Source organism: Streptomyces sp. NPDC088725, from assembly GCF_044751305.1.
Classification (GTDB): domain Bacteria; phylum Actinomycetota; class Actinomycetes; order Streptomycetales; family Streptomycetaceae; genus Streptomyces.
On the sequence record NZ_JBIVLO010000001.1, the window covers coordinates 263,108 to 288,398 of the forward strand.

The 25,291-nt window shown below is 68.6% G+C and carries 26 protein-coding genes and 2 pseudogenes; 20 read left to right on the forward strand and 8 right to left on the reverse strand.

Going from position 1 to position 25,291, the window contains the following annotated elements; translation table 11 throughout:
* Window positions 1-131: 131 nt before the first annotated feature.
* The 15 genes from ACIP6N_RS01095 to ACIP6N_RS01165 all read left to right on the forward strand — a co-directional run bounded on the left by ACIP6N_RS01095 (window position 132) and on the right by ACIP6N_RS01165 (window position 10,772).
* Window positions 132-692 carry a DUF4913 domain-containing protein gene (locus ACIP6N_RS01095; RefSeq protein WP_401812598.1) on the forward strand — a complete coding sequence of 187 codons (561 nt, stop codon included), beginning with the start codon at window positions 132-134 and terminating at the stop codon, window positions 690-692.
* Entirely contained in the window at window positions 689-1,174 is a 486-nt protein-coding gene (locus ACIP6N_RS01100; protein ID WP_401811827.1) for a hypothetical protein, read from the forward strand. The genes ACIP6N_RS01095 and ACIP6N_RS01100 overlap by 4 nt, the downstream gene beginning before the upstream one ends.
* Window positions 1,175-1,356: 182 nt before the next feature.
* Window positions 1,357-1,572 carry a hypothetical protein gene (locus ACIP6N_RS01105; protein ID WP_401811828.1) on the forward strand — a complete coding sequence of 72 codons (216 nt, stop codon included), beginning with the start codon at window positions 1,357-1,359 and terminating at the stop codon, window positions 1,570-1,572.
* A gap of 197 nt (window positions 1,573-1,769) precedes the next feature.
* Window positions 1,770-2,489, forward strand: coding sequence for a hypothetical protein (locus ACIP6N_RS01110; RefSeq protein ID WP_401811830.1), 720 nt, complete (start codon window positions 1,770-1,772; stop codon window positions 2,487-2,489).
* A gap of 198 nt (window positions 2,490-2,687) precedes the next feature.
* Window positions 2,688-3,176 (forward strand): hypothetical protein, encoded by a 489-nt coding sequence (locus ACIP6N_RS01115; RefSeq protein WP_401811832.1) that lies wholly within the window; start codon window positions 2,688-2,690, stop codon window positions 3,174-3,176.
* Window positions 3,177-3,199: 23 nt separating this feature from the next.
* Window positions 3,200-3,619 carry a hypothetical protein gene (locus ACIP6N_RS01120; protein ID WP_401812599.1) on the forward strand — a complete coding sequence of 140 codons (420 nt, stop codon included), beginning with the start codon at window positions 3,200-3,202 and terminating at the stop codon, window positions 3,617-3,619.
* A 10-nt stretch (window positions 3,620-3,629) separates the two neighbouring features.
* Complete coding sequence (locus ACIP6N_RS01125) at window positions 3,630-4,049, forward strand: hypothetical protein (RefSeq protein WP_401811834.1); 420 nt, start codon at window positions 3,630-3,632, stop codon at window positions 4,047-4,049.
* A 41-nt stretch (window positions 4,050-4,090) separates the two neighbouring features.
* Entirely contained in the window at window positions 4,091-4,936 is an 846-nt protein-coding gene (locus ACIP6N_RS01130) for a winged helix-turn-helix transcriptional regulator (protein WP_401811835.1), read from the forward strand.
* Complete coding sequence (locus tag ACIP6N_RS01135; RefSeq protein ID WP_401811836.1) at window positions 4,933-5,451, forward strand: hypothetical protein; 519 nt, start codon at window positions 4,933-4,935, stop codon at window positions 5,449-5,451. The genes ACIP6N_RS01130 and ACIP6N_RS01135 overlap by 4 nt, the downstream gene beginning before the upstream one ends.
* On the forward strand, window positions 5,448-6,683 hold the full coding sequence (locus ACIP6N_RS01140) for an MFS transporter (RefSeq protein ID WP_401811837.1): 1,236 nt from the start codon (window positions 5,448-5,450) through the stop codon (window positions 6,681-6,683). The genes ACIP6N_RS01135 and ACIP6N_RS01140 overlap by 4 nt, the downstream gene beginning before the upstream one ends.
* 33 nt (window positions 6,684-6,716) lie before the next feature.
* Complete coding sequence (locus tag ACIP6N_RS01145) at window positions 6,717-7,019, forward strand: hypothetical protein (RefSeq protein ID WP_401811838.1); 303 nt, start codon at window positions 6,717-6,719, stop codon at window positions 7,017-7,019.
* Window positions 7,020-7,066: 47 nt separating this feature from the next.
* A complete protein-coding gene (locus ACIP6N_RS01150; RefSeq protein ID WP_401811839.1) occupies window positions 7,067-8,296 on the forward strand; it encodes an ATP-grasp domain-containing protein in 1,230 nt (409 codons plus the stop codon).
* Window positions 8,293-9,165, forward strand: coding sequence for a DUF317 domain-containing protein (locus ACIP6N_RS01155; RefSeq protein ID WP_401811840.1), 873 nt, complete (start codon window positions 8,293-8,295; stop codon window positions 9,163-9,165). The genes ACIP6N_RS01150 and ACIP6N_RS01155 overlap by 4 nt, the downstream gene beginning before the upstream one ends.
* Before the next feature lie 30 nt (window positions 9,166-9,195).
* The gene (locus ACIP6N_RS01160) at window positions 9,196-9,693 is read left to right on the forward strand and encodes a hypothetical protein (RefSeq protein WP_401811842.1); all 498 of its coding nucleotides are present in this window, start codon (window positions 9,196-9,198) and stop codon (window positions 9,691-9,693) included.
* Window positions 9,690-10,772 carry a SpaA isopeptide-forming pilin-related protein gene (locus tag ACIP6N_RS01165; RefSeq protein WP_401811843.1) on the forward strand — a complete coding sequence of 361 codons (1,083 nt, stop codon included), beginning with the start codon at window positions 9,690-9,692 and terminating at the stop codon, window positions 10,770-10,772. Before ACIP6N_RS01160 ends, ACIP6N_RS01165 begins: the two co-directional genes overlap by 4 nt.
* A gap of 559 nt (window positions 10,773-11,331) precedes the next feature.
* Here the strand turns inward: ACIP6N_RS01165 and ACIP6N_RS01170 are convergent.
* The gene (locus ACIP6N_RS01170; RefSeq protein WP_401811844.1) at window positions 11,332-11,583 is read right to left on the reverse strand and encodes a DUF6233 domain-containing protein; all 252 of its coding nucleotides are present in this window, start codon (window positions 11,581-11,583) and stop codon (window positions 11,332-11,334) included.
* A gap of 148 nt (window positions 11,584-11,731) precedes the next feature.
* Entirely contained in the window at window positions 11,732-12,898 is a 1,167-nt protein-coding gene (locus ACIP6N_RS01175; protein ID WP_401811845.1) for a hypothetical protein, read from the reverse strand.
* A 283-nt stretch (window positions 12,899-13,181) separates the two neighbouring features.
* On the opposite strand from ACIP6N_RS01175, the gene ACIP6N_RS01180 reads away from it, so the two are divergent.
* From ACIP6N_RS01180 to ACIP6N_RS01190, 3 genes are all read left to right on the forward strand, one after another.
* On the forward strand, window positions 13,182-13,538 hold the full coding sequence (locus tag ACIP6N_RS01180; protein WP_401811847.1) for a DUF317 domain-containing protein: 357 nt from the start codon (window positions 13,182-13,184) through the stop codon (window positions 13,536-13,538).
* Between the two features lie 105 nt (window positions 13,539-13,643).
* On the forward strand, window positions 13,644-13,934 hold the full coding sequence (locus tag ACIP6N_RS01185) for a hypothetical protein (RefSeq protein ID WP_401811849.1): 291 nt from the start codon (window positions 13,644-13,646) through the stop codon (window positions 13,932-13,934).
* Window positions 13,935-13,949: 15 nt separating this feature from the next.
* Entirely contained in the window at window positions 13,950-14,771 is an 822-nt protein-coding gene (locus tag ACIP6N_RS01190) for a DUF317 domain-containing protein (protein ID WP_401811850.1), read from the forward strand.
* A 19-nt stretch (window positions 14,772-14,790) separates the two neighbouring features.
* On the opposite strand, the pseudogene ACIP6N_RS01195 reads toward ACIP6N_RS01190, so the two are convergent.
* A pseudogene (locus ACIP6N_RS01195) lies at window positions 14,791-15,237 on the reverse strand (IS5 family transposase); the annotation flags it as partial.
* A gap of 496 nt (window positions 15,238-15,733) precedes the next feature.
* On the opposite strand from ACIP6N_RS01195, the gene ACIP6N_RS01200 reads away from it, so the two are divergent.
* Entirely contained in the window at window positions 15,734-20,059 is a 4,326-nt protein-coding gene (locus ACIP6N_RS01200; protein WP_401811851.1) for an RHS repeat-associated core domain-containing protein, read from the forward strand.
* Between the two features lie 498 nt (window positions 20,060-20,557).
* A pseudogene (locus ACIP6N_RS01205) lies at window positions 20,558-21,148 on the forward strand (IS5 family transposase); the annotation flags it as partial.
* Between the two features lie 180 nt (window positions 21,149-21,328).
* On the opposite strand, the gene ACIP6N_RS01210 reads toward ACIP6N_RS01205, so the two are convergent.
* From ACIP6N_RS01210 to ACIP6N_RS01230, 5 genes are all read right to left on the reverse strand, one after another.
* A complete protein-coding gene (locus ACIP6N_RS01210; RefSeq protein ID WP_401811853.1) occupies window positions 21,329-22,027 on the reverse strand; it encodes a hypothetical protein in 699 nt (232 codons plus the stop codon).
* A gap of 76 nt (window positions 22,028-22,103) precedes the next feature.
* Window positions 22,104-22,550 (reverse strand): hypothetical protein, encoded by a 447-nt coding sequence (locus ACIP6N_RS01215; protein ID WP_401812601.1) that lies wholly within the window; start codon window positions 22,548-22,550, stop codon window positions 22,104-22,106.
* 82 nt (window positions 22,551-22,632) lie between these two features.
* Window positions 22,633-24,354 carry a relaxase/mobilization nuclease domain-containing protein gene (locus tag ACIP6N_RS01220; protein WP_401811854.1) on the reverse strand — a complete coding sequence of 574 codons (1,722 nt, stop codon included), beginning with the start codon at window positions 24,352-24,354 and terminating at the stop codon, window positions 22,633-22,635.
* The gene (locus ACIP6N_RS01225) at window positions 24,351-24,977 is read right to left on the reverse strand and encodes a plasmid mobilization protein (protein WP_401811856.1); all 627 of its coding nucleotides are present in this window, start codon (window positions 24,975-24,977) and stop codon (window positions 24,351-24,353) included. Before ACIP6N_RS01225 ends, ACIP6N_RS01220 begins: the two co-directional genes overlap by 4 nt.
* Entirely contained in the window at window positions 24,974-25,210 is a 237-nt protein-coding gene (locus ACIP6N_RS01230; RefSeq protein WP_401811858.1) for a hypothetical protein, read from the reverse strand. Before ACIP6N_RS01230 ends, ACIP6N_RS01225 begins: the two co-directional genes overlap by 4 nt.
* Window positions 25,211-25,291 lie beyond the last annotated feature (81 nt).

Below are 25,291 nucleotides of genomic sequence, written 5' to 3' on the forward strand. Positions count from 1 at the left end.
TTTTCCGCAGCTCGTAGGAGGCTCCACTTTTCATGCCTGAATCCATAGAACCCTCGGACGACGCGGAAATGGAGCCGGTTCGTATTCCGGATCCTCAGTTGGAGGGAATCGAGGCGAGCGTCCGAAGACTGATGGAGCAGTCGGCGCAGCAGGCCCAGCAGCTCGACCATCTCGCCTCGGCACCGGCGACCCCCGGCGGATCACCGTTCGCGGCGTTCGGCATGCCGGGGCTCGGCGGACCGCCTCCGGCTGCGCCGCCGGAGCCCCGTCCGATCATGGAACTGGACGGGGAGCAGCGCGAGGACGAGCTCGATGGCCTGTCGGACTGGGTCGACGACTTCCTTCTCCCGGTGTACGGAGCGGAGGTCACCACGGCGGCGCCCTGGTGCCTGCAGTGGCAGGAGCACGACGACGTCGTGGCGTGGCTGCACGCCCTGTGGCTGGCCTACCAGCAACACAAGGACCCCGAGGCGGGCTTGTCCGGACTGTTCGTGTGGCACCGGGATTTTCTCACCCACGCCATTGCGGCGATCCGCGCGCCGGGCGGTCCGCTCTCGGCCTGCATGACCTCCCCGGAGCGTCCCGCACACCGGCTCCTCCCCGGGCCGCCGCCGTCAGAGCGTACGGAGAAGGCGACGGCGAACGCGGCGGAGGCTGCCGAGCCCGCTGAACCGGACGAGCCGACGTCATGAACGGGGGGCAGCAGCAGCCGGCCTTCGGTTTGAGCTTCGATCCCCGTGCGCTGACCGATCTCCTCCAGGCACCCGGTGACATCCGCGATCTCACTCTTCTCTACCTGCAGGAAGTGGTGAACGCGCAGCGCTTCGGGCTTCGGCTCACGGGCGACTTGGAGGGCTACCACAAGCTGTTCGTGGATGCCCGGAAGGACTGGCGCGTCGTCTACGGCGTCCGCACAGCGCCTGAACAGTCGACGCACCGGCGGGAAATCCATGTCGTCGCGGTCCGGCCGCGTGCGGGCAACGACGTCTACGACGAGGTCGGCCGCCGCCTGGGAATGACCCGCCGGCCGCTGAGCGCCCGCACCCACGCTGCGCGTTCCCGTTCCCCGCAGCTCATGACTCGCGGCACCGTACCGCGGCCGGGTCCGCCGCCCTCCGCGCTGCCGGGCCTTCCCCGTCCTGCGCAGAGCCCCGCGCACCATCACGCCCGCTGAACACACGGAGCCGCATGCCCACCTGGTCGACCGGCACCGCGAGCTGGCCTCTGCGGAGACCGGTGCGATCTTCTACCGCACACTCCTCCGCCGCCTGGCCAGCTGCGAGTTCCCGGTCGACAACGCCCTGTTCGAGCGCATCGACCGCACCGTGGACCAGCTGGAGGAGGCCGCCACCGCGCGTGACAGCGCAGCGCGACGGGTGTTGGCGGCGTTGGAGTCGATCGAGGCCACGGCTCAGCGAGAAACTCCGGACGGACACGAACGACTGTCAGCCGGACGACCAGGCGGCGCTGCTGTCCATCGCGGGCGGCGCCAGGGTGCACGAGAACCTGCTCACCGGCCTGATGTCCGTATCCACCGCCTCCGGCGCCAGGATTCCGTACGCCCAGCTGTAGCGGCTCGAAGTCGCCGGCCTCGTCGCCAGGGATACCAACCATCCTTCGGAGACGGGGCAGTCGGTCAGCCTGACCGACACCGGGGGCACCGCACTGGCCAGCAGCCGCAGACACCGGCCGACCGCGGCACCGGCGGCCCTCCGGCCCGGTGCCTGGCCCTCTTCTCCCACTCGCCCTCGCCGCTTACCAGGAGATCCATGCCCATACCCGAACTCGAACTCCACCTTGACGACTTCGAGGCCGCAGACCACCAGACCGGTCAGTCCTTCTGGCACGCGGTCAAGATCAACCAGGACCAGCTCACCCCGCTGGCCGAGCATCACAGTCCTTCCAGAGCGAACAGCTTCTATGTTCTGCACGACAGATCTGCCACCTGGGGACACCCCGGAGAGCCTCAGATCGTCGCGCTTCAGCTGCAACGCGACCTGAAGGCAAAGACGTTCAGCTTTGCTTTCAAGATGCTGCCCCTGCCTTCGATGGCACAGTCCTGGCTCATCCACCGCGGCTGCCCTCCCGACGCCATCGACCTCAACCCCGAGCTGGGCTCTACGCCGGCCGACGAGGCCACCCGTGCACTGGAGCGGCGGCTCATGGGGGACGGAGACCACTACGCGTACGGGTACTCCTACACCAGCGATGACCCGGACGACTGGGTCACCGTTGTGGCTCTGCGTGCCCTGGATGAGCGAGCGCCGTCGCCGTTCCGCGTCGTGGTCGAGGAAGTTGACACTGACGCGTGGACGCACACCTTGCGTGAGGGAGGTTTCGCCACGGTCGAAGAAGCACTCCAATGGTGCGACGACCGGCTCGGCGGCACGGCCGGCCCTCTCCCGCCCGTCCGCCCGGCAATGTCATTCACCCGTCCGGCTGCCATGCCGAAGGCTCCTGGTCTGCACCCGCCCGGCCGATCGCGTTGAGCATCGAAGCCGACTGGCGCGGCGGAACATAGCCGACGATCGCCGGTTAGCCAAACCGGCGATTCTCCGGACTCTTATAACAGTCGCCGGGTCACGCACGTGCGGCCTTTCCACGCAATCCCCATGCCTGCGCGGAGGGTTCTTCCGCATGCGCGCAACCCGAATTACCAGACGTCGCCTTCCGGAAAGGAGTTCCCTTTGTCCGACGACATATCTGACAGCACTGCGGATGTCGTGGGCGTGCTCACCGAACAGATCGAAAGCCACTTCGGAATGGAAATCGACCAGTTGAAGGCCGCAGTCGCCGTCGCACCGACCGCGAATCCTGACGCCACCGATGTCGTCAAGTGGCACCGGCTGCTCGTCGACTCCCAGACGGTCCTTGATCGTGCGGAGGACGAACTCCTCGCCGCGCTGGAAAAACAGCCCAGCGAAGTCGACGACCCGACGATGGGCCTCGCCCACCGCGTCAACGCGGCCGTCGGCACACGCGACGGCCGGGCCCTGGTCGTGCGGTGGCTTCTCGACCCGGATACTCCGGGGAAGAAGGACCTTGCCGCCGAACGCCTCGCACGCCTCAGCCCTGGAGCTCGGAAGGGCCCGGCGGTGCATACCAGCGCTGCCAACCGCCCTGCGGTTGCACCCGCGCCGCCGTCGGTGCCGCGAACAGGAAGGGCCGCGCTGTGAGTGTCCGACTCAAGCCCAGCACCATGGATGGCCAGTTGTACGAGGTCTTCGGCGCCCCGGTCGCCGACCTGTATGCGGCGGCGAGCGGGCCCGATGCTTCCCCCGCGTTGGCTCACGCTCTTGAATTGCGTTCCTTCCTAGCCCTGGCCGAAGAGCAGGTCGCCCGCGTCCGCGACCGAGTGCACGACACCATGGCGCCCGACCGTGACATGAGCGAACTGTCCGCAGAGAAGCTGCGATTCGACGCGCAGTGGCTGGATGCCGCACTCGATGCCCGCAGCGGCTACCGAGCCGCGCTCGACGACCTGCTGCGCACCGGACCGCCATCCGGCCAGCAGTCCCGGCCTGTCCAGCTAACACAGCACAAGGCCGCCGTCCTGCTCCCGACCGTCGCCGCCTCGGTACCGAAGGGTGCCGGAGGAGCCCCGACCCGCCGACCGTGAAAGCCCCCGATTGCCCCACCTCACGTCCACCGAGATAGTCGGACGCATCGAGGACCTGTACGCCGCACCGCTGGCCGACCTCGAATCTCACGCGCAAGATCGGCCGCCCGGCATGCTCTCCGCCTTGCTCGGCATGCACCACGACCTCGCCCTCGCCGAGCGGAGCATCGTCTTCCACCGCGACCGGCTCGCCCAACTCGTCCATTCCGAACGGCAGATCGGCGGAACCGAGGCGTCGCACGTTCTCGACTGCGCCCGCCGGCTCGCCGAAGCAGTCGCCGTCCGCGACGTCCAGGCCAAAGCGGTCTCCGCCGTTCTGCAAAGCCTCCGACGCGTCCCCACGCCCCAGCCGTCCTCGAATCCCCTGGCGGCCACCCCCGCCGTGGCCGCCCCTCCCGCCGCGGCCGCGAGTGCTGCCCGGATCCGCTGATCTCCGCAGTCCTCCACTTCACCCACCCAGGAGTTCCTCCCTTGGCCACCACCGGTCTGCCTCCCGAAACCAACGCTGACGTCTCCCGGGTCACCGAGGCTCTCGCCATGATCACTCCGCGCTGGAACGTGCGGATCATGCTGGCCGTTTCCGGCCCGCCGCTGCGGTACAGCGAGATAGCGGGCAACGTGTCCTGGTTGCAGAGCGGCCAGCTCCATCCGAAGCTGCAGGCCCTGTGCGATGCCGGCCTCATCCAGCGCACCGAGCACACCCCACGTCACGTCACCTACGGCCACACCGACCGAGGGGCGGCGCTGCTGCCGGTCCTGCCACTCATCGTCACCTGGGCCGAGGAACATCTGGAGAAGGCGGACCGACCGCTGCCCGCGATCGAGCAGATCGAGGACAGCCTCACCCTGCTCACCCGCCGGCACGCCGCCGCCATCCTGTGGGTTCTGAAGTCCCGCGGAGAGGCCAGTGGCCGGGCACTGGCCAGGATCGTCATGCCCAGCAGCGACTGGACCTCTATTTACCCGCCGCTGCGGCAGCTCGTCGCTGACGGCCTGGTCGATACCGACGGCATCGGGCAGCCCTACCGGCTGTCCGACGCGGGCGACGGTCTGGCGCCGGTCTTCGGGGCGCTCTCCGCGTGGTCTGCCGGACACTCCCTTGCGCAGGCCGCCGGGCACCCGGTCTGGGGACGCCCGGACGCGGCGCCGAGCCAGTGGGTCAGCAACCAAGCGCGTCTGCAGACCCCAACAGCAGTGCCAGTGCCGGTTCGAGCGGAGCAGAACTCACCCCCGACGTGGCAGAACCGCGACCTGTTCTCCCACGCGGTCCCGGCTCGCCCGATGACGGCGCTTCCGGTGGGAGGACCGCGCCGATGACTGCCTCCTTCACCGCGGCCGAACTCCGAAACGCCGTCACCACGTTGTCTTCTCCTCCCTTGATCCGCCTGATCACCGAGATCGACGACAACGGCCCGATACCGCTGCGGGGTCTGGCACGCACGCTCGCCGACCTCTCTACGCATCACCTCCGCCAGAGCACCGAAGCGGCCCGCGCCCTCGGTCTCGTCCTTGCCCGTCCCGGCGTCGGGCTGGGACTGACCGCGGCCGGCTCAGAACTGGCCGACGTCTACGACGAGTCCGCCCGTTGGGCCCGGCGCCACGCCTACCCGACCGGGGTCGCTGACTTCACCCGCCGCGTCCAGCGCACCCTCAGCCTCCTGGCGGAGCCTCTCGTCCCCGTCACGGTTGACGACCCCCGGTGCTCGGCAGGCGACCGCCCGCTCGGTGCACAGGCCGGTACCGACCTGGCCCGCCCCCGCGACCTGCTTCGCCAGTGGCTGAACGCGTACCCGCAGACCGCTCGGCTCGCCGAGCCCGAACTTGCCGCGTGACCGGACACACCGCGCCCCGGCACGCCCTTCACACTGCGGGACTGCTGCGCAGCATCTACCTGCCGCGCACGGTCGATGCCCTCGCGTGTGCCATGTCCACTTACGGCATCCCGCTCCTGGTCCTGGCCACCACCCGCTCCGCAGCGCTGACGGGCCTGGCGTTCGCCCTGGAGTGGATACCCAGGTTGGCCGCGTTCGGGTGGGCGGGAGCGATCGTCGACCGGCGCGGGGCGTCGGTCGTCTTCTTCCTCGCCTCCCTCGGCCGCGCGCTGGTCGTCGCCGGCGGCGCGGTTGTTCTCTTCCTCCATCCGTCCGGCGCGACGGCGAGCACGACGGTGATGGTGCTCGCGGCCAGCACCGGTGTGTTCACCGAATTCAGTTATATCGCGGCCGAGACCGCGGGGGCCGCCGCCAGCCGCCGGGCAGGAGCGCGGGCGCACCGCGTCCAGGCCGGTCTGCTCGGGATCGACCAGACCGCAACCCTGACGGGTCCGGCGGTGGCAGGTCTGCTGCTGCTCGTCGGCCCTCCTCAGATGCTCGCCGTGATCACGGTGCTCTCCCTGCTCGCCGCACCACTCGCGCTGCGCACACCGCCGTCGCCAGTTACCGCGGCCCGCGCACCGAAGGACAACACGAGCGCCGGGCTGCTCTCCGGCTGGCACACCATCCGCTCCCTGCCCGCACTCGGCTGGCTCGTCACCGGACTGACTCTCTCCAACCTCGCGACCGGCTTCCTCCAGGCCGCGGGCCCGGTGATCGTCGTCAACCACTACGGGCAGTCCACCACCGCCGTCGGTCTGGTCTGGTCTGCAGCAGCGGCAGCCACGCTCGTCGCCGTCACCGTCTGCCGATTCACGATCGACCGCCTCGGCCTGTGGCCGGTCGGCGCCGCCTGCGCCGCTCTCGCCTCGCTCGCCTGTCTCGCCGTCGCCCAGGCACCCGACTACCTTGCCTACCTGGTCCTGGTCGCGGTCCTGATGGCCGCAGACGGCGGCATGACCGTCGTCCTGCGCACGCTGCGCTCCCGTTTGATCCCGCCGGACAGGTTCGGCAGCACCCTGTCCGCGACCATCCTCATCCTCTTGTTGCCCTTCCCCGTTGCCGGAGTGCTCACCGCACTCACGCCACCCGACGCGCTCGACCACATCATCACGGCGTGCGCCGTCCTGCAGGGACTTGGCCTGGCCCTCGCCTTCACACGCCTGCGCACCGACCCCGCCATGCGCACCTGACCCTTGCTTGCCCGCCTCGTGGAGAACTCGCCCATGCCCTCCTCCCGTCCGGGGCCGAACCGTGCACGCGCTCGCACCATCACCGAGCAATTCCACGCCTTCGACGCCCAGAACCCGCACGTTTACCACGCCCTGGAACGCATGACCGCCCGTCGGCTCGCCGCCGGCGCCACGCGCGTCGGCCTCAAGAACCTCTTCGAAGACCTGCGCCGACAACTCCCTTACGGCGTGGCCGGGCTGAACAACAACTTCACCGCCCTCTACGCCCGACAGCTGGTCGCCGCACACCCCCAGTGGGCCGGCGCGTTCGAGCTGCGCCGTCGACGCGCCGACTGACAGCTCCTCCCCTCGTCCTGCCGTCCACCGATTCGGAGAACTCCTTTTTGTCCCCCCGCCCCCTCGTGCTCGTCGTTTCTCCTGGCGCCGAGACGTATCGCGGCTATTGCCTTGAGCAGATTGCCACCGCCTACGACGTCGTCCTGCTGACCGACACCGAGCCGTCGTGGGAGAAGCCGTACATCATCGACCACGCCGTCGCCGACCTCCACGACGACACCGAGCTGCTCGCCGCCGGCCGAGCCCTGGCAACACGTCACGAACTCGCCGGCATCATCACCTGGGAAGAGTGGTACCTCGTCCCCACCGCACGCCTCGCCCGCGCGCTCGGTCTGCCCACGAACTCCGTCGAGGTGATGAGGGCCTGCCGCAACAAGGCCACCGCCCGGACGTTGTTCGCCCGCCACGGAGTCCCGTCGGCCGCCTCGATGACGGCTCGGACCCTGCTGGAGGCAGGACTGGCGACGATGACCATCGGCTATCCCGCTGTCATCAAGCCCACCGCATTCGCCGCGAGCATCGGCGTGATCCGTGTCGACCGGCCCGAAGAACTGCCCGCTGCCTTCGAGTTCGCCTCTGCCGGAGCGAGCCGGAGCCGCGACGACACCGCGGTCCTGGTCGAGGAATACCTCGACGGGCCGGAACTCTCCGTCGAGTGCGTCACACACCGCGGCATGACCACCGCCGTCGCCGTGACCCGCAAGAGCCTCGGACCCGCACCATATTTCGACGAGACCGGCCACACCGTCGACGCCAACGACCCGCTCCTCGCGCAAGTCGCCCCGGTGGCCGCAGCCGCCATCAAAGCACTGGGGATCACCGACGGCGTGCAGCACGTCGAGATGCGCGTGGTCGACGGCCGGCCTCGGCTCATCGAGGTCAACGCACGCCTCGGCGGTGACATGATCGGCCACCTCCTCCGCCTCGCAACCGGCATCGATCTGCCGGAGGCCGCCGCCGACCTCGCCTGCGGCCGTGCTCCGGACCTCACCCCAACTCGGCGCGGCGCAGCGGGGATTCGCATGCTCTACCCGGCCACCTCTGGCATTCTCACCGAACGGCAGATCAACCAGCCGTTCGCTGCCCACACCCCCTGGCTGCGGCAAGTGCAGTGGATCCGGCAGGTCGGCGACCCGCTTCTTCTGCCCCCCGACGGCGACCTGTTCACCGCCCGGGCCGGGTTCTACATCGTCACCGGCCGCCACACCACCGAGGTCAACGAGCGCCTCGACACGGCCGCCGCCGAGATCACCGTGACCACGCGGACGGACCGATGAGCGCCCAGCCCGATCCGCGCTACGACATCGACGGGGACGTCTACGTCTCCCCGCGCTACCTCGCCGGCAGCACTGGGACCGGCGACCCTGCTCTTGCCCCGCTCCTCGGCCTGGGCTGGGACCTCCAGCATGACGACCTCGGCAACGTCTACGTCAATGCCCCCGATCGGCGAGTGCGTCTGGGCTACCTCCCCGAAGGCGAGGACGACGGGCTCTGGCGCATCAATGGCTATCTCGATCCATTCGGTCCGCCGGCCTGGGGCGTTTGTTTCAACGACTCGACACCGACTGAGTTCGTCCGTGCCTTCACCACTGCTCTCGCCTCAGCGTACGAACAGGGGCCGGATGTCTACCTGGCCAGGCCGGTCTCCGGGATCGACGAGCACGACCCCTTCCTCGCTGTCGTGCCGCTTCTCAAGCAGGGCTGGGAGTTCGACCGACCTCGCTGGGGCCTCTTCGCGGTCCAGTCACCGGACGGGCTCGCCGCAATGGAGTTCACCACCGGCGACCTCGATCCGGCCGCCGAGCTGACCACTCGCGACGCCCGCTGGCAGCTGTGGGCCGGTAACTCCGTCGAACGGCCCGCCTGGTACGCGACCGCCAGCACCGACACCCCCGTCGCCCTGCTCACCGCCGTCACCCGGTGCGTCGCCGACCCGGCCCCGCTTCCCCGGTGGCGAGGGGAAACGTTCAGTTACATCGAGGGCATGGCCCGGCTCACCCCCATCCTCCCGGCGGAGCCGCCGGCCCCCACGCCCCTCGATGTCCAACGGGCCGTCGCTTCCCGCCGCCCGGCCGCGCTCCCCGCTTCCAGCGTCCCGCGCTGGAGCACCACCAGCCGACCGGCCTTGCCCGGCCCGCGCCGCTAAAGCCCGCTCGACTTCGACCGGAGACCCCTCTTGTCCCTGCAGGCCGCTGAGTTCTTCGCGGAAATGTGCCTCCCCTTCCACGACCGCACCGTCGTGGGCGACACGTACTTCGCCACCCCCGTCCCCGGAACTCAGCTGAGGCTGCGGATCGAGTTCACCGGCACCATCCACGCGGACACGTACGGCGGCATACGCCTGGCAGTCGTCCACGCGGACCGGGGCGAGCTCGACGCGGTGGCCCTCAGCTTCGTAGACCATGGCACCTTCCACCGCCGCGACGAAGCCCACAACACGCGGCCGAACACCAAGCAGTACGGCACGTTCGGCAAATACCACCGCCCCGGCCGGCCGCCGTGGGAGGGCGCCGTCACCACCGGGCTGCGCGCCGCCGTCGAGCAGTACACCGCCGTCTGGTTTCCCGGTGCTTGGACCGCGTCCGCGCCGAGCCGCGCTGCGGGCCGTACCGCTCACCAGGCTCCTGCCCCGCTCCCCGCAGGCCATGGGCCTGGCCCTGGCCGGACCCGATGACCTTCTCACCCCCTGATCAAGGAGCCCTCCTTCCCGTGCACGCTCGTACCGTCCGTGGCGCCGTCCGATCCGCTGCCCTTGCCGCCGCGGTGACCAGCACCGTTATCTGGGCGCCAACCGCGACGGCCCAGTCGGCCGTGCCGACGCCCGCCGCCTCCACAGCTTCCACCGAGGTCCCCGCGCCGGACACCGGCAGTGTCGCCATCACCAAAAAGGATCCAGGCGGTACCCCGCTCGCAGGAGCTTCGTTTCTCCTTCTGGACACCGCCGGCCAGGAGGTCGGATGCGGGATGACCGACGTCCAGGGGAAGTTGACCTTCTCCGACCTCGTCCCGGGTGTGTACCGGCTCAAGGAAACCGCCAGCGGCAGCCCGCTGCACGACGTCGTCGCCGACCAGGACGTCATCGTCACTCCCGGTGCCACGGCCCACCTGACGATTACCGACCCATTCACGGCCGCACAGGTCCTCTTGAAGGCCACAGACGACAAGACCGGCAAGCTCCTGCCCGGTTCCACGGTGAACATCGGCAGCGGCGACAAAACCCTGCTCACCCTCACGACCGGTCCCAAGGGCACGGCGTCCGGCGAACTGCCGGTGTCCCGCCGGACGACGGAGTACTGGGTCAAGCAGACCAAGGCCCCCACCGGATACGACCTCTACAAGTCGTCGAAGGTGTTCACCGCCGGCCCCGGCGCCCCGGTTACCGTGACCATCGCCAATGTCAAGACCGCGACCACGAAGCCCGATCCGTCGGGAACGCCGACGGACAAGCCCACTGACACCCCCTCCGCACCCGGGGGCAAACCGAGCGAGGAAAGCTCCAGCGGGTCGAAGCCCGTCCCGACGGGCACCGTTACGCCGGACCCCGACTCCTCGACCCTCCCGGCGGCTGACCCGGACGACGAAGCGACGCCGAAGACGCCGGCCGGCTCCCTCGCCCACACTGGGGCCGACGCCACGCCGTGGATCATCGGTGGAGCTGGACTCCTCGTCGCCGTCGGCATCGCCACCGTCGTCGCGGCACGACGTCGCGCGTCGGCCGAGCCCGCGCCGGACGAAAACGGCGAGACAAGCTAGCCCACAATCACTCCTCGACCAGCAGGCCCCCGGGACAACCTCCCTGGGGCCTGCCGCGTATACCTGGGGCCGCAGGCTGCAGTCACGCCTGCCGCATGGAGCACGTCGAAGGTTTCCGCCCGGTAGCCCGATCGACGTGGGCTGGGTCTCGTCGACGGCCCCCGTCGGTCGAGGAACTGCCGCGCAGCCGGGGCACCAGGAACTCCTGGAAGTGGGCCCGACGACCAGCCCCGAGCCGTGGAGGCTCTCAAGATCGCCGTGCGCGGGGCCAGCGTCCCGGTCAGGAACACGAGGACGCCCCAGGACCCGCTGTACACCCTCGGCGTAGACCACCAGGCCCACTGGTGGTCTACGCCGACGTCGTCCTGGACGACGCCCAACTGGAATCTCGACGGGGAGCTTGGCCTCCGCCGACGCACACCGGATCGTGATCTGGGCCGCCGTGGGGGGCGGCTGCCGGACCTCTCGTCCGCAACCAGGGCGGAGCCACCGGGCGGCCGTCGAAGCCTGTTCGGCCGCCGTACGTTCCTCGTGCGGCCGAGACCACCAGCCTCGGCCGTTACCCGTAGCCTTCACCGAGTTCGAGCGCCGAAATGAGGACGGCCGAGGCGTCGCAGTCGGTGCAGGCATGCGCCCCAGCCCGCATCAATGCATCGAGGGCCTCCAGCGTGCCCAGCCCCTTCCCGCCGGACCCGGCGTGTCGGCAGGCGGCGTCGTGTACGACCGTCCGCCCTCGGCGCTCGGGGGCCGGCCGCACCACCCAGCCGGGGGCCGGCGGGGGCGAAGAACCAGGCAGACGGCGGGTCGGCACGCCAGACAGGTCGACGCCCTCAATGAGCTAGCTCCCGGTCGGTCACCCATACCTTGTACTCGGCCGCCTCGACCCCGTCCTACTGGTGAAGAGGCAGTACTCGATCAGCGCGCTATTCCTCCCTCCAGGCGGCGAAGCCGGGTACAGGTCAGAACAAGGAGCCGGAATCTTCGTCGCTGCCGCAGTCTTCGGCCAGCTCATCGAGGCAGACCTCGATGGTGGCATCGATCGCCGCGTGGAAGTCCTTGCGAAGCTCCGGCAACACGCGATCGCAGAGGGCGACGGTTTCTGTCCAGCCGCCCTGCGGCATGTCGAGGCGGGAGACCCCCTGAGGAAGGTCGAGCAGGAGCCATCGATCCAAGACGTGCTGTTCGGCTCGCATGGCGTGGTAGCCAGGCAACGGTCTGGTCAGTACCTGCTTCCAGCCGTTGCGCTCGTGATCTCGAATCCGTCCACTATTTACGTTGCCGATGCCGACCTTCGCGGCACCCAACGCGATGTGGACCATCAAGTACAAGAAGGCGGGAAGGGCAGGCTTGAAGCCGTACCGGACACAGTGGATGCAGGAAGCCCGGCGGCGCTGAATAACCTTGTCGAGCACGGCGTCGATCTGCTTGCCGCAGGCGATGTGCTCTGCCTGCCAGACGGCTTTGACGTTACCGGGAAAGGGGACGATCGGTTTTAGGCCGGCCTCCTTCATGATCTCAACGGCTACGTCGGGATCTGTAGCGCGCTTGGCGCAGTACCGGCAGGGGAATTTCGTCTTGCGGGCGTTACACAACGTTGGGTCGACGATCTTTTTGCACGCGGTGCAGCGGCTGCGCCACTTTACGTTCGAGCCCGGGTAGGGGACGAGGGCTTCGAGGCCGAGGGCGACGAGTTCTGCCCGGGCGTCGGCGTGGGGTATCTCTCGGCTCCCAGAGCAGTAGTCGCAGGCTCCGTTGCTGGCGTAGACGACGCTGGAATACCACAAGTCAATCTCGTGTAAGCAGATAAGGCACAGGCAGCGCCAAGTGCCCTGCGTGCCGGGAAATTCCTCCAACGGTTCAACGTTTGCCTCACGGATCTTCGCCTCCGCGACGTCGGCTGGCACGGCACGTTTGAGGGCCGCTGCAGCGGAGTTCTTGCGTTGCCCGCACGTGAAGCAGGGGCCTTGCCCCTTGGTGATGACGCTGCTGTAGCTGGACCTCGTGGGGTTTTTGCAGGTCTTGCAGATGGCTGGCCAGGGTTTGTCCGCACCAGGGTAGGGGGCTTTCAGGATCAGGCCGCGCGCGGACATCTCCGCCGCGCGGGCGATGGGGTCGATCTTTGCCACGTTGCCTCCGTTAAGTCGAAACATCTCTTATGTCATGTGGACAGGGCAGGAGCATACGCAGTTCCACTGACAACGAAGAGGCTGAGGCCAGATCAGCTGAGTCTCCTGTCTTACTGGTGAAGAGGCGTGTTCGAGGAGTGTGGAAGACGGCCGTAAAGCGACCTCATTTCCCAGTTCGCCGGGGGCAGACAGGAAAGATCGCGGAAAGACTGGCCAACGTGTGCAGGGGCATGTCAACGTAGACAATCTTCCGGAAAACTCCCAGGTCAGAGAGGTGATGCCCGTGACTGTGGCTTCTGCGAGCCGCCCCGGATTCTCCACCACGATTGAGGCTCTGCGACTGCGTGAGTGGTCGCTCGGCCCTGGCCAGTCCAGAGATGTGATCGATCTTTTCTCCGCCGAGGATTTCCACTTCGTGGTGGACGATCGCGGGGACGTGCATATCGCGAGTAAGGACGGGCGTTTCTACCTCGGCTGGTACCCCAACGGCCGTCCCGGGTCGGAAGGCGAGGGATGGAAGCTCGCTGTCACCGGCACCGCGAACGTCTGCGGTTACGAGGCATCCTTCGACCGTGAGACACCGGCCGACATCGTCGCCGCCGCCGTGGCCCGCGTGTTGGCGACGTCCCGTCGCTTGTAACACCGGAGGTTCGAGTCGCAAGTCCTCCCTCGGTGGCCGCTCTCCGAATCCCGGCGGCATCACAGCTCGCCACTCACCGAGTTCCCTCATACAAGGAGGCTGTCCGTGACGCACACGGAGTTGACCGTTGACGATCTCATCGGCCTGTTGTCCGCCTGCGATCGAAGCGCTCCGGTACGGCAGGCGATGAACCCGTTCTTCCCGATGGCGCACCGCCTCGCGCAGGTCGTCCAAGCGGCGGACGAGACGGGCCGCCCTGTCGTCTACCTCGCTGAAGGGCGGGACGCGGACACACAGCTCGGTCATCTGCCGCCCGAGGTTGCCGTCGCGCTGGCCTGGCACCCTCCGATCCAGGCACCCCCGCCTCGCCCCCGCCGTACCGCCGGCGGCAAGTAGAACCGCACCGAACCTTTGGAGGCGCCCCTGCACCCCGATTTTCCGATCGATCCGTCCGACCCGCGCGGTGCCCAGCCCGCGTACTGGGTCGGTCCCCGGCACCTGGCCGGCGACGACGGATGCCTCTACGACGCTGTCGCCGACACCCTCGCCGGCCTCGGCTGGGCGAGCCTGACGATGGTCCGCGGACGGCACGAGCCGGACGAGGCGCCGGAGGACCGCGAAGTCCTGCGCAGCACCGTCCTGCACATCAGCCCTGACAGTCTCCGTTGGGCCCAGTGGGTTCTGGCGGACGAGCCGTTTCACCTGGCGGAGCTGCCGATCGCCTGGCAGGTCTCCGCCCGCGCGGACACGAGCACCCCGCTCGCACAATGGTCTGCCTACTTCACCCCCGACGTCCCGGGGGAGGTTCTGGCTGACTTCCTCGTCGCGCTCGATGCCCGCGATCAGCCCGGTGTCCCGCTGGGCGGACCCGAGTTGGTCCTCGACGCGGTGACCAGGCACGGTTGGTTCCGCGACGTCGACCAACCCCACGCGGGAGCGATGGACCCGGCCTTCACCTCGCACATCAGCCTCGGCGACGTGCCGCCCCTCATCCAGGACGCCGACCTGCGCGTCCTGACGGCCCATGACGATGACGCGGGGCCGCGCGGGTGGCAGGCGTGGGCCGAGCCAGCGCTGGGCGCCCCATGCCTGTGGGCCGCGTCCTTCGGCCCCAGCGTGCCCGACGACCTCGTCGCGTGCTTCGCCCACGCGCTCACCTCCACCGCACCGGTCCTGCGCCGGGTGCTGCCCGAGAGCACCCGGGAGCGACTCCTGCGTGCGCCGGCGAGCTAGGGCCTGTATCGAGTCGCGATCAATGAATGGTCTGGGCGAGGTCCTTGATCCAGATCATGGAGGCGCGGAGATGGAGTCCGGCGAGGTAGCTCTCGGGGGTCTTGTCGTAGCGGGTGGCGATGCCGCGCCATGCCTTCAGCCTGTTGATCAGGCGCTCGACGGTGTTGCGGTCCTTGTAGAGCTCGGCGTCGTGGGTGAGGGGACGGCCGCCCCGGCGGCCCTTCTTCTTCCGGTTGGCGGTCTGGTCCTTCTTCTCCGGGATGACGGCCTTGATGTTTCGTCTGCGCGGGTGGGCGCGGTTGCGGCAGGAGGAGTACGCCTTGTCGCCGGCGATGGCGTCGGGCCGGGTGCCGGGCCGGCCGGCCGGGCCGCGGACTCGCGGCTTGTCCAGAACCGGGATGAACTGTGGGCTGTCGGCGGCCTGTCCCGCGGTCAGAGTCAGTACGAGCGGTCGGCACTGGCGGTCGCAGGGTCTCAAGCGCGCGGCGATCCCGTCCGACGCCGGCATCTGTCGTTCGGCATCGAACTGCCACGGTTGAGCGTATGGCTGTTGGGCAGTCAAATAAGCTCGCGTGCCCATAAGTTGGGGCGTCATTCATGTGTGTTTTCTCACGCTCATTTTCTCCTGTGAATCTTCACGACTCCTGCGATTGTTGCCGGGCTCGTGCGCAAACAGATGCAGGAGTGACACGTTGAGTGAGGGGCACGGAGTGTCGGACAACAGGGGTGGGCCGAGACGCGGACGTCGTCTCGGGTTGTTGCCGCAGACTGCGGCGGTCACATCGATCGTGGTGTTGGGAGCGTTGGTACCGCTGGGTGGGGCGTCGGCTGCGACGGCGGTCGAGGCCGCGCGGCCGTCCGCTCCGGTGGTGCCTGCGGGGGTGACGAAGGCGTCCGTGTCGCAGGTTTCGGCGTCGGATGCCGTAGGGGCGTCGGCGCAGGCGCGTGCGACGGGGAAGGCGGTGACGGTCGCTTCGGAGACGACGGCGACGTCGACGACGAGCGCGGAGCCGGACGGTACGTTCACGGAGACGCTCTCGCCCTTGCCGGTGCGGGTCGAGCGGGCGGACGGTTCGTGGGCGGACGTGGACGCGACGCTGGTCAAGGCGGCGGACGGTTCGTACACGCCGAAGATGACGCCGTCGAAGCTGGCCTTGTCGGGCGGGGGTTCGGGTCCGCTGGCGTTGTTGGACGAAGGCGGCCGCACGGTGTCCGTGTCGTGGCCGACGAGTCTGCCCGCACCGGTCGTCTCGGGTGCGACAGCGACGTATGCGAATGTGCTGCCGGATGTTGATCTGGTGGTGACGGCGAACGGTCAGGGCGGTTTTTCTGAGGTCCTGGTCATCAAGTCGGCCCAGGCGGCGGCGAATCCGGCGCTGGCGACGTTGACGCTGGCGACGCGGACATCCGGGGTGTCGCTGACCGCGGATGGAGCGGGCAACCTGTCGGCGACCGACGCGTCGGGGACCGTGGTCTTCCACGCGCCCGCCCCGGTCATGTGGGACACGCCCACGGCTTCCGCGCAGCGAGGCAAGGCGAACGCATCGAAGCGGACTTCGCCTCCGGCCGATTCTCCGGGAGATGGCTCGCAGCCGGCTTCGGGTGCGACAACTGCCCCGGTCAAGGCGACGGTAGGCAGTGACGGTTCGGTCCAGTTGACGCCGGATGCGGAGATGCTGGCGTCGTCGGCGACGCGTTTCCCGGTGTATGTGGATCCGTCGTGGCAGCCAGTGACGGAGTCGAGCCCGTCGTTCACGTACGTGCAACAGGCGTATCCGAACACGTCGCACTGGAACGAGTCGGGTGCGCAGCTCGGTGTGGGTTTCCAGGGCTGGTCGTCGCCGACCGGGATCGAGCGGGCCTTCTACCAGTTCAACGTCAAGAACGTCCTGCACACCGACATCCACTCGGCGACGTTGAACGCGTCCGAGGTGTACTCGTCGAACAACGCGTGCACGAAGTACCAGGTCGATGTGCAAAACGCCGATCACATCAGCTCGGCCACGACGTGGAACGCGCAGCCCGCACTGTTCAGCCAGACCGCGTCGGCGCAGGTCGGCGGGGCGAATGGGGCTGGCTGTGACGGGCCGGTGGCATTCACCACCGACGTGACCCCGGCGGTCGCCACGGACGGGGACGGCACCCTGACTCTGCGGGTTGCCGGGCACAGCGAAACGGACCGGCTCCAGTTCAAGCGCATGTCCACCGACCCGACCCTGACCATCAACTACGCCCCCACGCCGCACGAGCAGGGCAACATCCCTTGGGAGCAGTACGGTTCGGTCCGCCTGGACGACTCGCTGGTCGCCTCGGCGAACATGTCCACGGGTGACCTGGTTCTCAACGCCACCGACCTGGACCTGAACGCGGTCGGTCAGTCGTTGCAGCTGACGCGTTCGGCGTCCTCGTTCCCGATGCCTACCGGCTCGCTGGGCTCGCAGTGGTTCGCCGGCTACGACCGCACTCTGGACACGGCCGCCTCCAGCAAGGTCACCGCGTACGGGCCGGGTGGCGAAGCCCTGGTCTTCAACCAGAACAGCGACGGCACGTACAAGAACGCCGCGGGCTACCACGCCAAGCTGGTCAAGAACAGCGACGGCACCTACACCCTCACCCACACCCAGTCCGGGAAGAAGGACACCTACAACGCGTCCGGGAACCTGACGGCTGTCACCGACCGCAACGGCGACAAGATCACCGTCACGCAGACGCTCACCTCGGGTGCGGTGGGCGGATTCAAGGCCACCGACAGTCGCTCGGGGCGTTGGCTGTCCCTGACACGGGGCGCGGACGCTCAGCACTACACCGCCACCGACAACTCCGGCCGCACGGTGACGTATGCGACGTCGGGAACCACCTCTGCGGGTACCGCGAAGATGACCGTCACCGACGTCACGGGCGGCACGACGGTCTACGCGTACGACACATCGGGGCGGATCAGTCAGGTCACCACGCCGGAGGCGCGGGTGACGAAGTTCGGCTACGACTCCCAGGACCGTCTCACCTCGATGCAGCGCGTCGCGCCGACCGGCACGGACACGTGGACGTACGCCTATTCAGCGGCCACCCGGGCCACGGCCGGCACCACCACGGTTACCGACCCCAACGGCCACAAGACGGTTTACACAGTGGACGGCTCCGGCCAGGTGACGAAGGTCGTCGACGCTCTCAACCACACCCGGTCGGCGTCGTACGACGCGAACCACAACCAGATGACGGCCGTCAACGCCCTCGGCGCAGGCGCGGAGAACACGACGACCTTCGGCTGGGACGCCGGCGACAACCTGACCTCGGCAAAGCTGCCCACCGGCGCAACCACCGCACTCGGCGCCTACAGCACACACTCCGGCGCCAGCCTGCCCTCCAGCCTGACCAACCCGTCGGGCAAGAAGACCTCCTACACCTACGACACGTCCGGCAACCTGATGTCGTCACAGGACACGAGCACGGGCGTATCCGACGGAGCGAAACTTTCCTACGGCTACCAGGGGGACGACGGTGTCGCGGACTGCGGCGGCTTCAACGGCCAGCGCTGCACCTCCACCGACGCCAACAACAACAAGACCACCTACAGCTACGACGCCCAGGGCAACCTGACCAAGACCACGCCCCCGTCACCGCTGGGCGCCACGAGCTACACCTACGACAACCTCGGCCGTCCAGCAACGGTGACGGACGGGCGTGGCGTCACCACGACGTACACCTACGACACCCATGACAGGGTGACGAAGGTGGCGACCTCGGGCGGCAGCGGAAACCTGACCGTCGGCTACACCTACGACCACGACGGCAACCTGCGCACCCAGACCGACGCCTCCGGCACCCTCACCTACACCTACGACGCGCTGGGCCGCGAGGCCACCCGCACACTCGCCAACGGCGCCACCTACACCCAGGGCTACGACCCGGCCGGCAACCTGAAGACATTGACCGACCACAGCGGCACCACGACCTACGGCTACGACGACGCGAACGAACTCACGTCACTGAAGGACCCGACCGGCGCGAGCACCACGTTCACCTACGACAACGACGGCAACCGCACCGCCACCAAGCTCCCCGGCGGCACCACGCAGACCGCGACCTGGGACAGCTCCGGCCGACCCACCCAGATGAAGGCCACCAACCCGACCGGCACCCTGGTCACCTACAACTACGCCTACAAGCTCGCCGACGGTACCGACACGGACCAGATCCAGACCCGCACCGACCCCGGCGCGGGCAAAACCATCTCCTACACCTACGACAGCCAGTCCCGCCTGAGCTACGCGCAGGAGAACGCGGGCTCCACCCGCAACGCGTCCTGGCTGTACTGCTACGACAAGGCCGGCAACGTCACCGCCACCTCCGGCTCCGCGTCAGCCTGCTCGGCCACCTCCGGCCTGACGACGTACTCCTACAACACGGCCAACGAGATCACCGGCATGAACGGCAACACCACCGGCTGGTCCTACGACAAGAACGGCAACGAACTCTCCGCCGCAGGCCAACTCCCCCGCACCGGCGAAACGTACAACGACTTCAACCAGCTCACCGCGATCACCACCGGCGGCACCACGAGCCACTACACCTACGCGGGCACCGACAGCTCCAACCGCCTCACCGCCGACGAAACCCGCATCGACCAGGGCCCCGAAGGCATCTCCAGCACGACCACAGACGGGCAAAACACGGGATTCGTACGGGATCCGGCGGGAACTCTGATCGGTATGACAAGCGGCGGCAACCCCTACTACTACGTCACCAACAACCAGGGCGCCCCGTCCGTCCTCGTCGACAACACCGGCGTAAAGCAAAACCGCTGGGACTACGGCCCCACCGGCAACGCCCGCCCGGAAACCACCACCCCAGTCGCCGAACCCTTCGGCTACGCCGGCGCGTACCTCGACCCCTCCGGGCTGTACAAAATGGGTGCTCGGTACTACGACCAGACTCTGGGGCGCTTCACTCAGCCCGATCCCTCCGGAAGAGAAACCAACCCCTACCTCTACGCCGCCGCCGACCCCATCAACCACATCGACCCGGAGGGCTTGCTCAGTTACGGGACCCTCTCCGGCATTGGTGACGCGGCCAGCTTGCTCAAGGACACGTTGACAGGAGACACGCAGAGTGCGAATGCGACCAAAATGGGCATCCTCACGGGTGCGGGAATAGAAGCCCTTTGCCTCGCCGGTGCCGCAGCTGGGGCGCCAGCAACACTCGGCGTCTCCGTCGGAGCCGGTTTGACGGGTTGTTCAGTAGTGGCCGGGACGCTCGCCGGCGGAGTCACGGCCGCCGCCAATCCCTGATGAATGAAGGGCGCGACAAGTGAGACGAATCGTCGTAGTGGTGAGTGCATCAGTAGCCATCTGTTGCGGGCTACTCCTGCTCATAATGGCTGTCAGTAATGCCGCAAGAGGGCAGACCCTCGCGGTATTGCCCATGGTGATCGGCTTGTTCATAAGTCTTGGCGGATTTTGGTTCGTCATCACCAAGCAAGGGAAAAAATGAAAATCGCGATACTCATGCCTTCCTCCACAGCAAGTCTCCCCGGCTGGGCTTTGGGGCTGGTTGCTTTGGTGTTCCTCGCAGCCCTCGCAATAGTGATTTCCCGGCGGCGCTGACCCCAACGCAAGCAATACTGCCCGTGTGGTCAATTTCGCTCCGCTGGATCTCATCCAGCGGAGCGGGCTGGCTTGTTCTTCGTTTCTGGACTGTCCCCAACAACCAGGGCGCCTCGTCCGTCCTCGTCGACAACTCCGGCGTAAAGCAAAACCGCTGGGACGGCCTCTACCTAGAGCCCGGTCAAAGGGGGCACGGAAGAAGAACAAACCGGGCCGGGCACCGAAGGCCTCGCCGAGCGAAGACGTCTGCGGCGGCGCCGCGAGCTCCGGCTGAAGGCCGCCCTGCTCGGACGCTCCCGGGGCGGACAGACCAGCAAGGTCCACATCGCCTGCGACCGCCTCGCCCGCTCGTACTGACTCTGACCGCGGGACAGGCCGCCGACAGCCCACAGTTCATCCCGGTTCTGGACAAGCCGCGAGTCCGCGGCCCGGCCGGCCGGCCCGGCACCCGGCCCGACGCCATCGCCGGCGACAAGGCGTACTCCTCCTGCCGCAACCGCGCCCACCCGCGCAGACGAAACATCAAGGCCGTCATCCCGGAGAAGAAGGACCAGACCGCCAACCGGAAGAAGAAGGGCCGCCGGGGCGGCCGTCCCCTCACCCACGACACCGACCTCTACAAGGAACAGAACACGGTCGAGCGCCTGATCAACAAGCTCAAGGCGTGGCGCGGCATCGCCACCCGTTACGACAAGACGCCCGAGCTACCAAGCCGGACTCCACCTCCGAGCCTCCATGATCTGGATCAAGGACCTCACCCGAACCACTCAGTGATCACAACCCAATACGCGCCCTAGCGTTCAGCGGTCCCTTTCGATCCGACGTACGCAGCCCGGTCTTTCCCGAAGGGGGAGGCCGGGCTTCTCGCTTCTCTGCCGCGCACGCTCGTGCGCGCAACGCGCTGCTGCCCCCGACCGTCGTGGCGGTCGGGGGCAGCAGTATGTCGGGAGAGGGTCAGTTGGCTGCTGTCGCCTTGGCGAGGGCCCTGTCGAGGTGACGGTCGACGAGGGCGGGGGAGCCGGAGACGATCAGCAGCAGGCTGCCGTCACGGATCGCGGTCTGCTTCACCACGCTGTTCTGTCCACCGGTGGAGAACGTCAGGAGCTGACTCCACTGCTCGTCGCCGAGCTGGTGGCGTGCGGTCAGCGTCTGCGAGGTTACGTCGATCGCGGAGTCGCCCGCGACGACCTGATAAGTGGGGCACCCGGTCATGGCGTCGAAGATTCGGCCGATGCCGTCGGACAGCTTGCCGGCGCTGTCGCTGTAGAGCTCCTCGGAGATCTCCGACTTGCTGCCGCCGGCGTAGGTGAAGGTGGCCTTCGCCTGACGCGGGAATGCGAGCGAGCCGCCGGTCGCCGCGTTGCCGCCCAGCGCGTTGAGGGCGGGGCAGCCGACGACGGCGATGTCGTCGTGCTGGGAGGGACGCTCCGGCTTGCGCAGGTAGCCGTTGCCGAGGTCGCTCTCGCTGAGCAGACGCGTCTCCAGTGCGGCCGACGGCAGCGGAGCGGCGTTCTGGTCGGCACGGGCCGACTTCCCGGCATGGACGGAGGAGGCGGTGCCGGTCTTGGTCCCGGTGGTGTCGGTAGAGCAGGCGGGCAGGGCGAGGACGGTGACGGCCGTGAGTGAGAGGGCGGTGGCGACGCGAACGCGCATGGTGGACTGACCCCTTGGTGCTGGACGACGGGTGGTCAGTACGGGCCCGTGGGCCCGGTGGGTCGGAGGAATGGGGTCAGTGGCCGAGGTGCCGGAGGCAGTCCTCAAACGTCGCGTGCGTCGCGTCCGCGGGGCCGGCGTGTCGGTTGTACCAGGCGGTGTCGAGGCGCCTCTCGTGCTGCTGGTGGCCTGTCCGGCAGCGCAGCCAGACCTGGTCGCGGGTGGAGAGGACGAGCCAGTCCCGGTACGCCCCGCACTCGGCACAGGCGACCATCTCGTCGTCCAGGACGATCGGCCACGGCCAGGGCATCATCCGGCCGTCAACCTGGTCAGGGCTCGGGACGCGCAGCTCTGCTGGGAGGAAGTCGTCCACCAGCGCGGCCGGCTCGGCGGGCTTTACTTCGGCCCGCATCTGCTCGATCTCCGGCGGTACTTGGCCCTCCAGCCGCGCCCACATCTCGAAATGCCGGCGCTGCGTCTCGCTGGGCTCCGCCGCACAGCGGCGGCGTATTCGTTCGAACACCCCGGCGTCCTCCCTCGTCTCGTCCTGCGCGTCATGATCGTGCCCTAACTCTCCGACCTGCTTCAATTCACAAAGTCCACAGTCACGGCCGCCGGGGACGGGGCCCGGGCTGCTCCGGTGCCCGCCGTCCCACTTCGCGTGCCGAGGGCTCTGATGCGGGGCTGCTGGTCACCCTGTCGTTGTTGTCGGCGGGCAGGCCCGCGGTCCGGCGCAGCCGCCACACGAGGACGTCGGAGACGGACTCGGCCGTATTGAGTTCCCGCCGCGCTGTGGCGTCGCTCAGAAGTACGGCCGGGTCGTGGCCTGCGGCTTCGACGTCGGCGAGGGTCGCGGCGAGCGCGTACCAACCCGGTTCGGCGAGGATCTGCTCGGCCAGCTGCGGCAACGCTTCGCGCAGCACACTCGTCTGCCGCTCGGCCACTGCTCGGCCGAGGCGTCGACCGCGCTGATAGAGGGCGCCGAGAGGCTGGGCGGCGGCCGTCTCGTAGGCGGCACGCAGGTGTCCGGCGGCCTGATGGGCGGCGGCGGCCTGCTGCGCGTGCCCCTTCTTCGCGTGCCAGTGCATGGTGGCGGTGATCAGGAAGAACAGCATGTCGATGGCCATCGCGGTCGTCGCTCCGTCTTCGCCTCGGCCGAGCGCGGGACCGCTGTGGACAAGGGCGCGGGCAGCCTGCCGCAGGGCGCGGTCGTGGCCGCGCTCAGCGCGGACGTGGGAGCGCGAGGCCCGCTCGAACGCGGTAGCCGCGTCCTGCAGTTCGCGCCGGGTGTGGAGGGCGGACGTCTTCGCGAGCGCGTCCAGGACCTCACCGGCCGCGGCGATGTGGGCGGCGGCGACAGCGTCGTCGCCGTGCTCGACGATGAGCACGGCCTGCCACGCGGCCGATGCCGTCCTGCGGCGAGCGGAGGCCGGAGTGCCGGGCCCCGTACGCGGTGCGTCCTCCTGCCGGGCAGCCGAGTTGTCCTGGGATTCGCCGGACCAGCGCTCCTGGATGCGGGGCAGCGAGAGGTCGGGGGCGAGGCGCGCGCCGGGGTAGAAGACCGGCTCGCCGTCCTTGTTCAGGTCGTCGGGCAGAGCGACCTTGTATCCGAGGAGATCTCCGGAGGGCGCGACGCGCTTGCGGATCAGGAGGCCGGCGGCAGCGAGTCGGTCGAAGAACTCCTCGTCGCTCGTCGCGCCGGTCACCGCGCGCCTTACCGTCTCTCGCAGTTCCTCGCGGGCGGTGCGCTCGCGGCCCTGGCGCTCTGCCTTGTGGCGTTCGGCGCTGGTGGGCCGCTGGGCAGCGGTGCCGTCGCCGGGCGCGACCTGGCGGAGGCCGAGTTCCTTCTCGATGAGCCGGGCTTCGGCCTGAGCACGGGCGCCGGAGCGGTAGTCGTCGGGGCGGTGACCGTCCTCGGTCACGAGCGTGGCGACGATGTGGATGTGGTCGTCCGCGTGCCGTACGGCCGCCCAGCGGCAGCCGGGCTGTCCTTCGCCGGGGTCGATGCCGGTGGCCGCGACGATACGGCGGGCGATGCCGGCCCACTCCTCGTCGGACAGGATCCGGTCGCCCGGGTCGGCGCGCACGGAGGTGTGCCATACGTGCCTGGCCGGTCGGGCGTGCTCGGCGAGGGCCATCACGGTTTGGTCCAGGAGCTGTTGGAGGTCCTTGAGGGTGGCGTTCGGGTCGCGGCCGGGGTCGGGGGACATGCTGTCGAAGGAGGCCACGAGGTGAGGGTCGGTGTGTTCCTCGTGCTTGCCCGGACCGTAGAGGTAGGCGAGGAGACCGATGGTCCGGGAGCCGGAGTCGTTGACGCTGGGGATCATGAGCCGCGGTGCTCGATCAGTTGTGCCGCGGCTTCATGCGCGGTGTCGGCGGCACGCCGGACAGCGGCGACCGCTGCTTCGAGCTGCGGAGCGTCTGCGCCGGAGTTGAGGGCCTTGACTGCCTGGTTGAGGTTGCTGCCGGCCCAGCCGAGTCGGCGGCGGCTGTCGAACAGGGTTGTGATCACTGCGCGTTCGTCGGCGATCTCGGCGCTGGTGCGGTCGAGGTCGCGGGCGGCGGCGAGCGCGGAGCGGGCGAGGAACCCGGCGACGGACAGGTTGCACCGGGCGGCGGCGGACTTGATCAGAGCGAACTCGTCTTCGTTGAAACGCGTGTTGGGCTGGTGCGTGCGTTTCTTCTCGGGCGGCTGACGAGGACGCTGACGGGCGCGGACAGGGCGCTCGCGGCGGGTGCGGCGCTCGGTCGGCTTCTCCTCCTGCCCCGGCTTCGATCCGCCCTCGGTCGAAGCCACCAGGACCTGCGCCCCCCGGTGCAGGTCCTCTCCCGCCCCTTCGGGGGCGGGTTCGGCGGAAGCTACGCTTCCGCCCCAACTTGCTCGCCCCGAGACCGAGTTGATGTCACGGGCAGGTTCCGGGGTGTTGTCGTTCTGGGGCGGCTTCGTCATCGGGAATCGGGCCTCGTCGAGCGGATGCGGTGCTGGATGGTGGCGGCCAGTTCGACGACATCGGCCGATCCAGTGAGGACGCGTACGGGTCCGTCGGGCTTGTGCTGGACGAGCCATTGGCCGGTCGGGGTGCGAAGTGCCGCGTTGAGAAGCCGTCGGCGGACCAGGACGTCCGCCCATGCGTCGGCCTCGGCGGTGGTGGACTCGGATGAGCGAGTGGGACGCGGGATCACGGCGTGCCTCCTGGAGCGGGTTGGTGGCCTGGCGCGGAGCCGGGCCATCATGTGCGGGTAGGGGCGTTGAGCTGCGGCTTT

Coding starts and splice junctions, on each gene's coding strand:
- ACIP6N_RS01110 (WP_401811830.1), top strand. CDS start 1,770: ATGCCCATACCCGAACTCGAACTCCACCTTGACGACTTCGAGGCCGCA.
- ACIP6N_RS01210 (WP_401811853.1), bottom strand. CDS start 22,027: ATGCGCGTTCGCGTCGCCACCGCCCTCTCACTCACGGCCGTCACCGTC.
- ACIP6N_RS01100 (WP_401811827.1), top strand. CDS start 689: ATGAACGGGGGGCAGCAGCAGCCGGCCTTCGGTTTGAGCTTCGATCCC.
- ACIP6N_RS01220 (WP_401811854.1), bottom strand. CDS start 24,354: ATGATCCCCAGCGTCAACGACTCCGGCTCCCGGACCATCGGTCTCCTC.
- ACIP6N_RS01145 (WP_401811838.1), top strand. CDS start 6,717: ATGCCCTCCTCCCGTCCGGGGCCGAACCGTGCACGCGCTCGCACCATC.
- ACIP6N_RS01165 (WP_401811843.1), top strand. CDS start 9,690: ATGACCTTCTCACCCCCTGATCAAGGAGCCCTCCTTCCCGTGCACGCT.
- ACIP6N_RS01225 (WP_401811856.1), bottom strand. CDS start 24,977: ATGACGAAGCCGCCCCAGAACGACAACACCCCGGAACCTGCCCGTGAC.
- ACIP6N_RS01095 (WP_401812598.1), top strand. CDS start 132: ATGGAGCAGTCGGCGCAGCAGGCCCAGCAGCTCGACCATCTCGCCTCG.
- ACIP6N_RS01135 (WP_401811836.1), top strand. CDS start 4,933: ATGACTGCCTCCTTCACCGCGGCCGAACTCCGAAACGCCGTCACCACG.
- ACIP6N_RS01120 (WP_401812599.1), top strand. CDS start 3,200: ATGGATGGCCAGTTGTACGAGGTCTTCGGCGCCCCGGTCGCCGACCTG.
- ACIP6N_RS01155 (WP_401811840.1), top strand. CDS start 8,293: ATGAGCGCCCAGCCCGATCCGCGCTACGACATCGACGGGGACGTCTAC.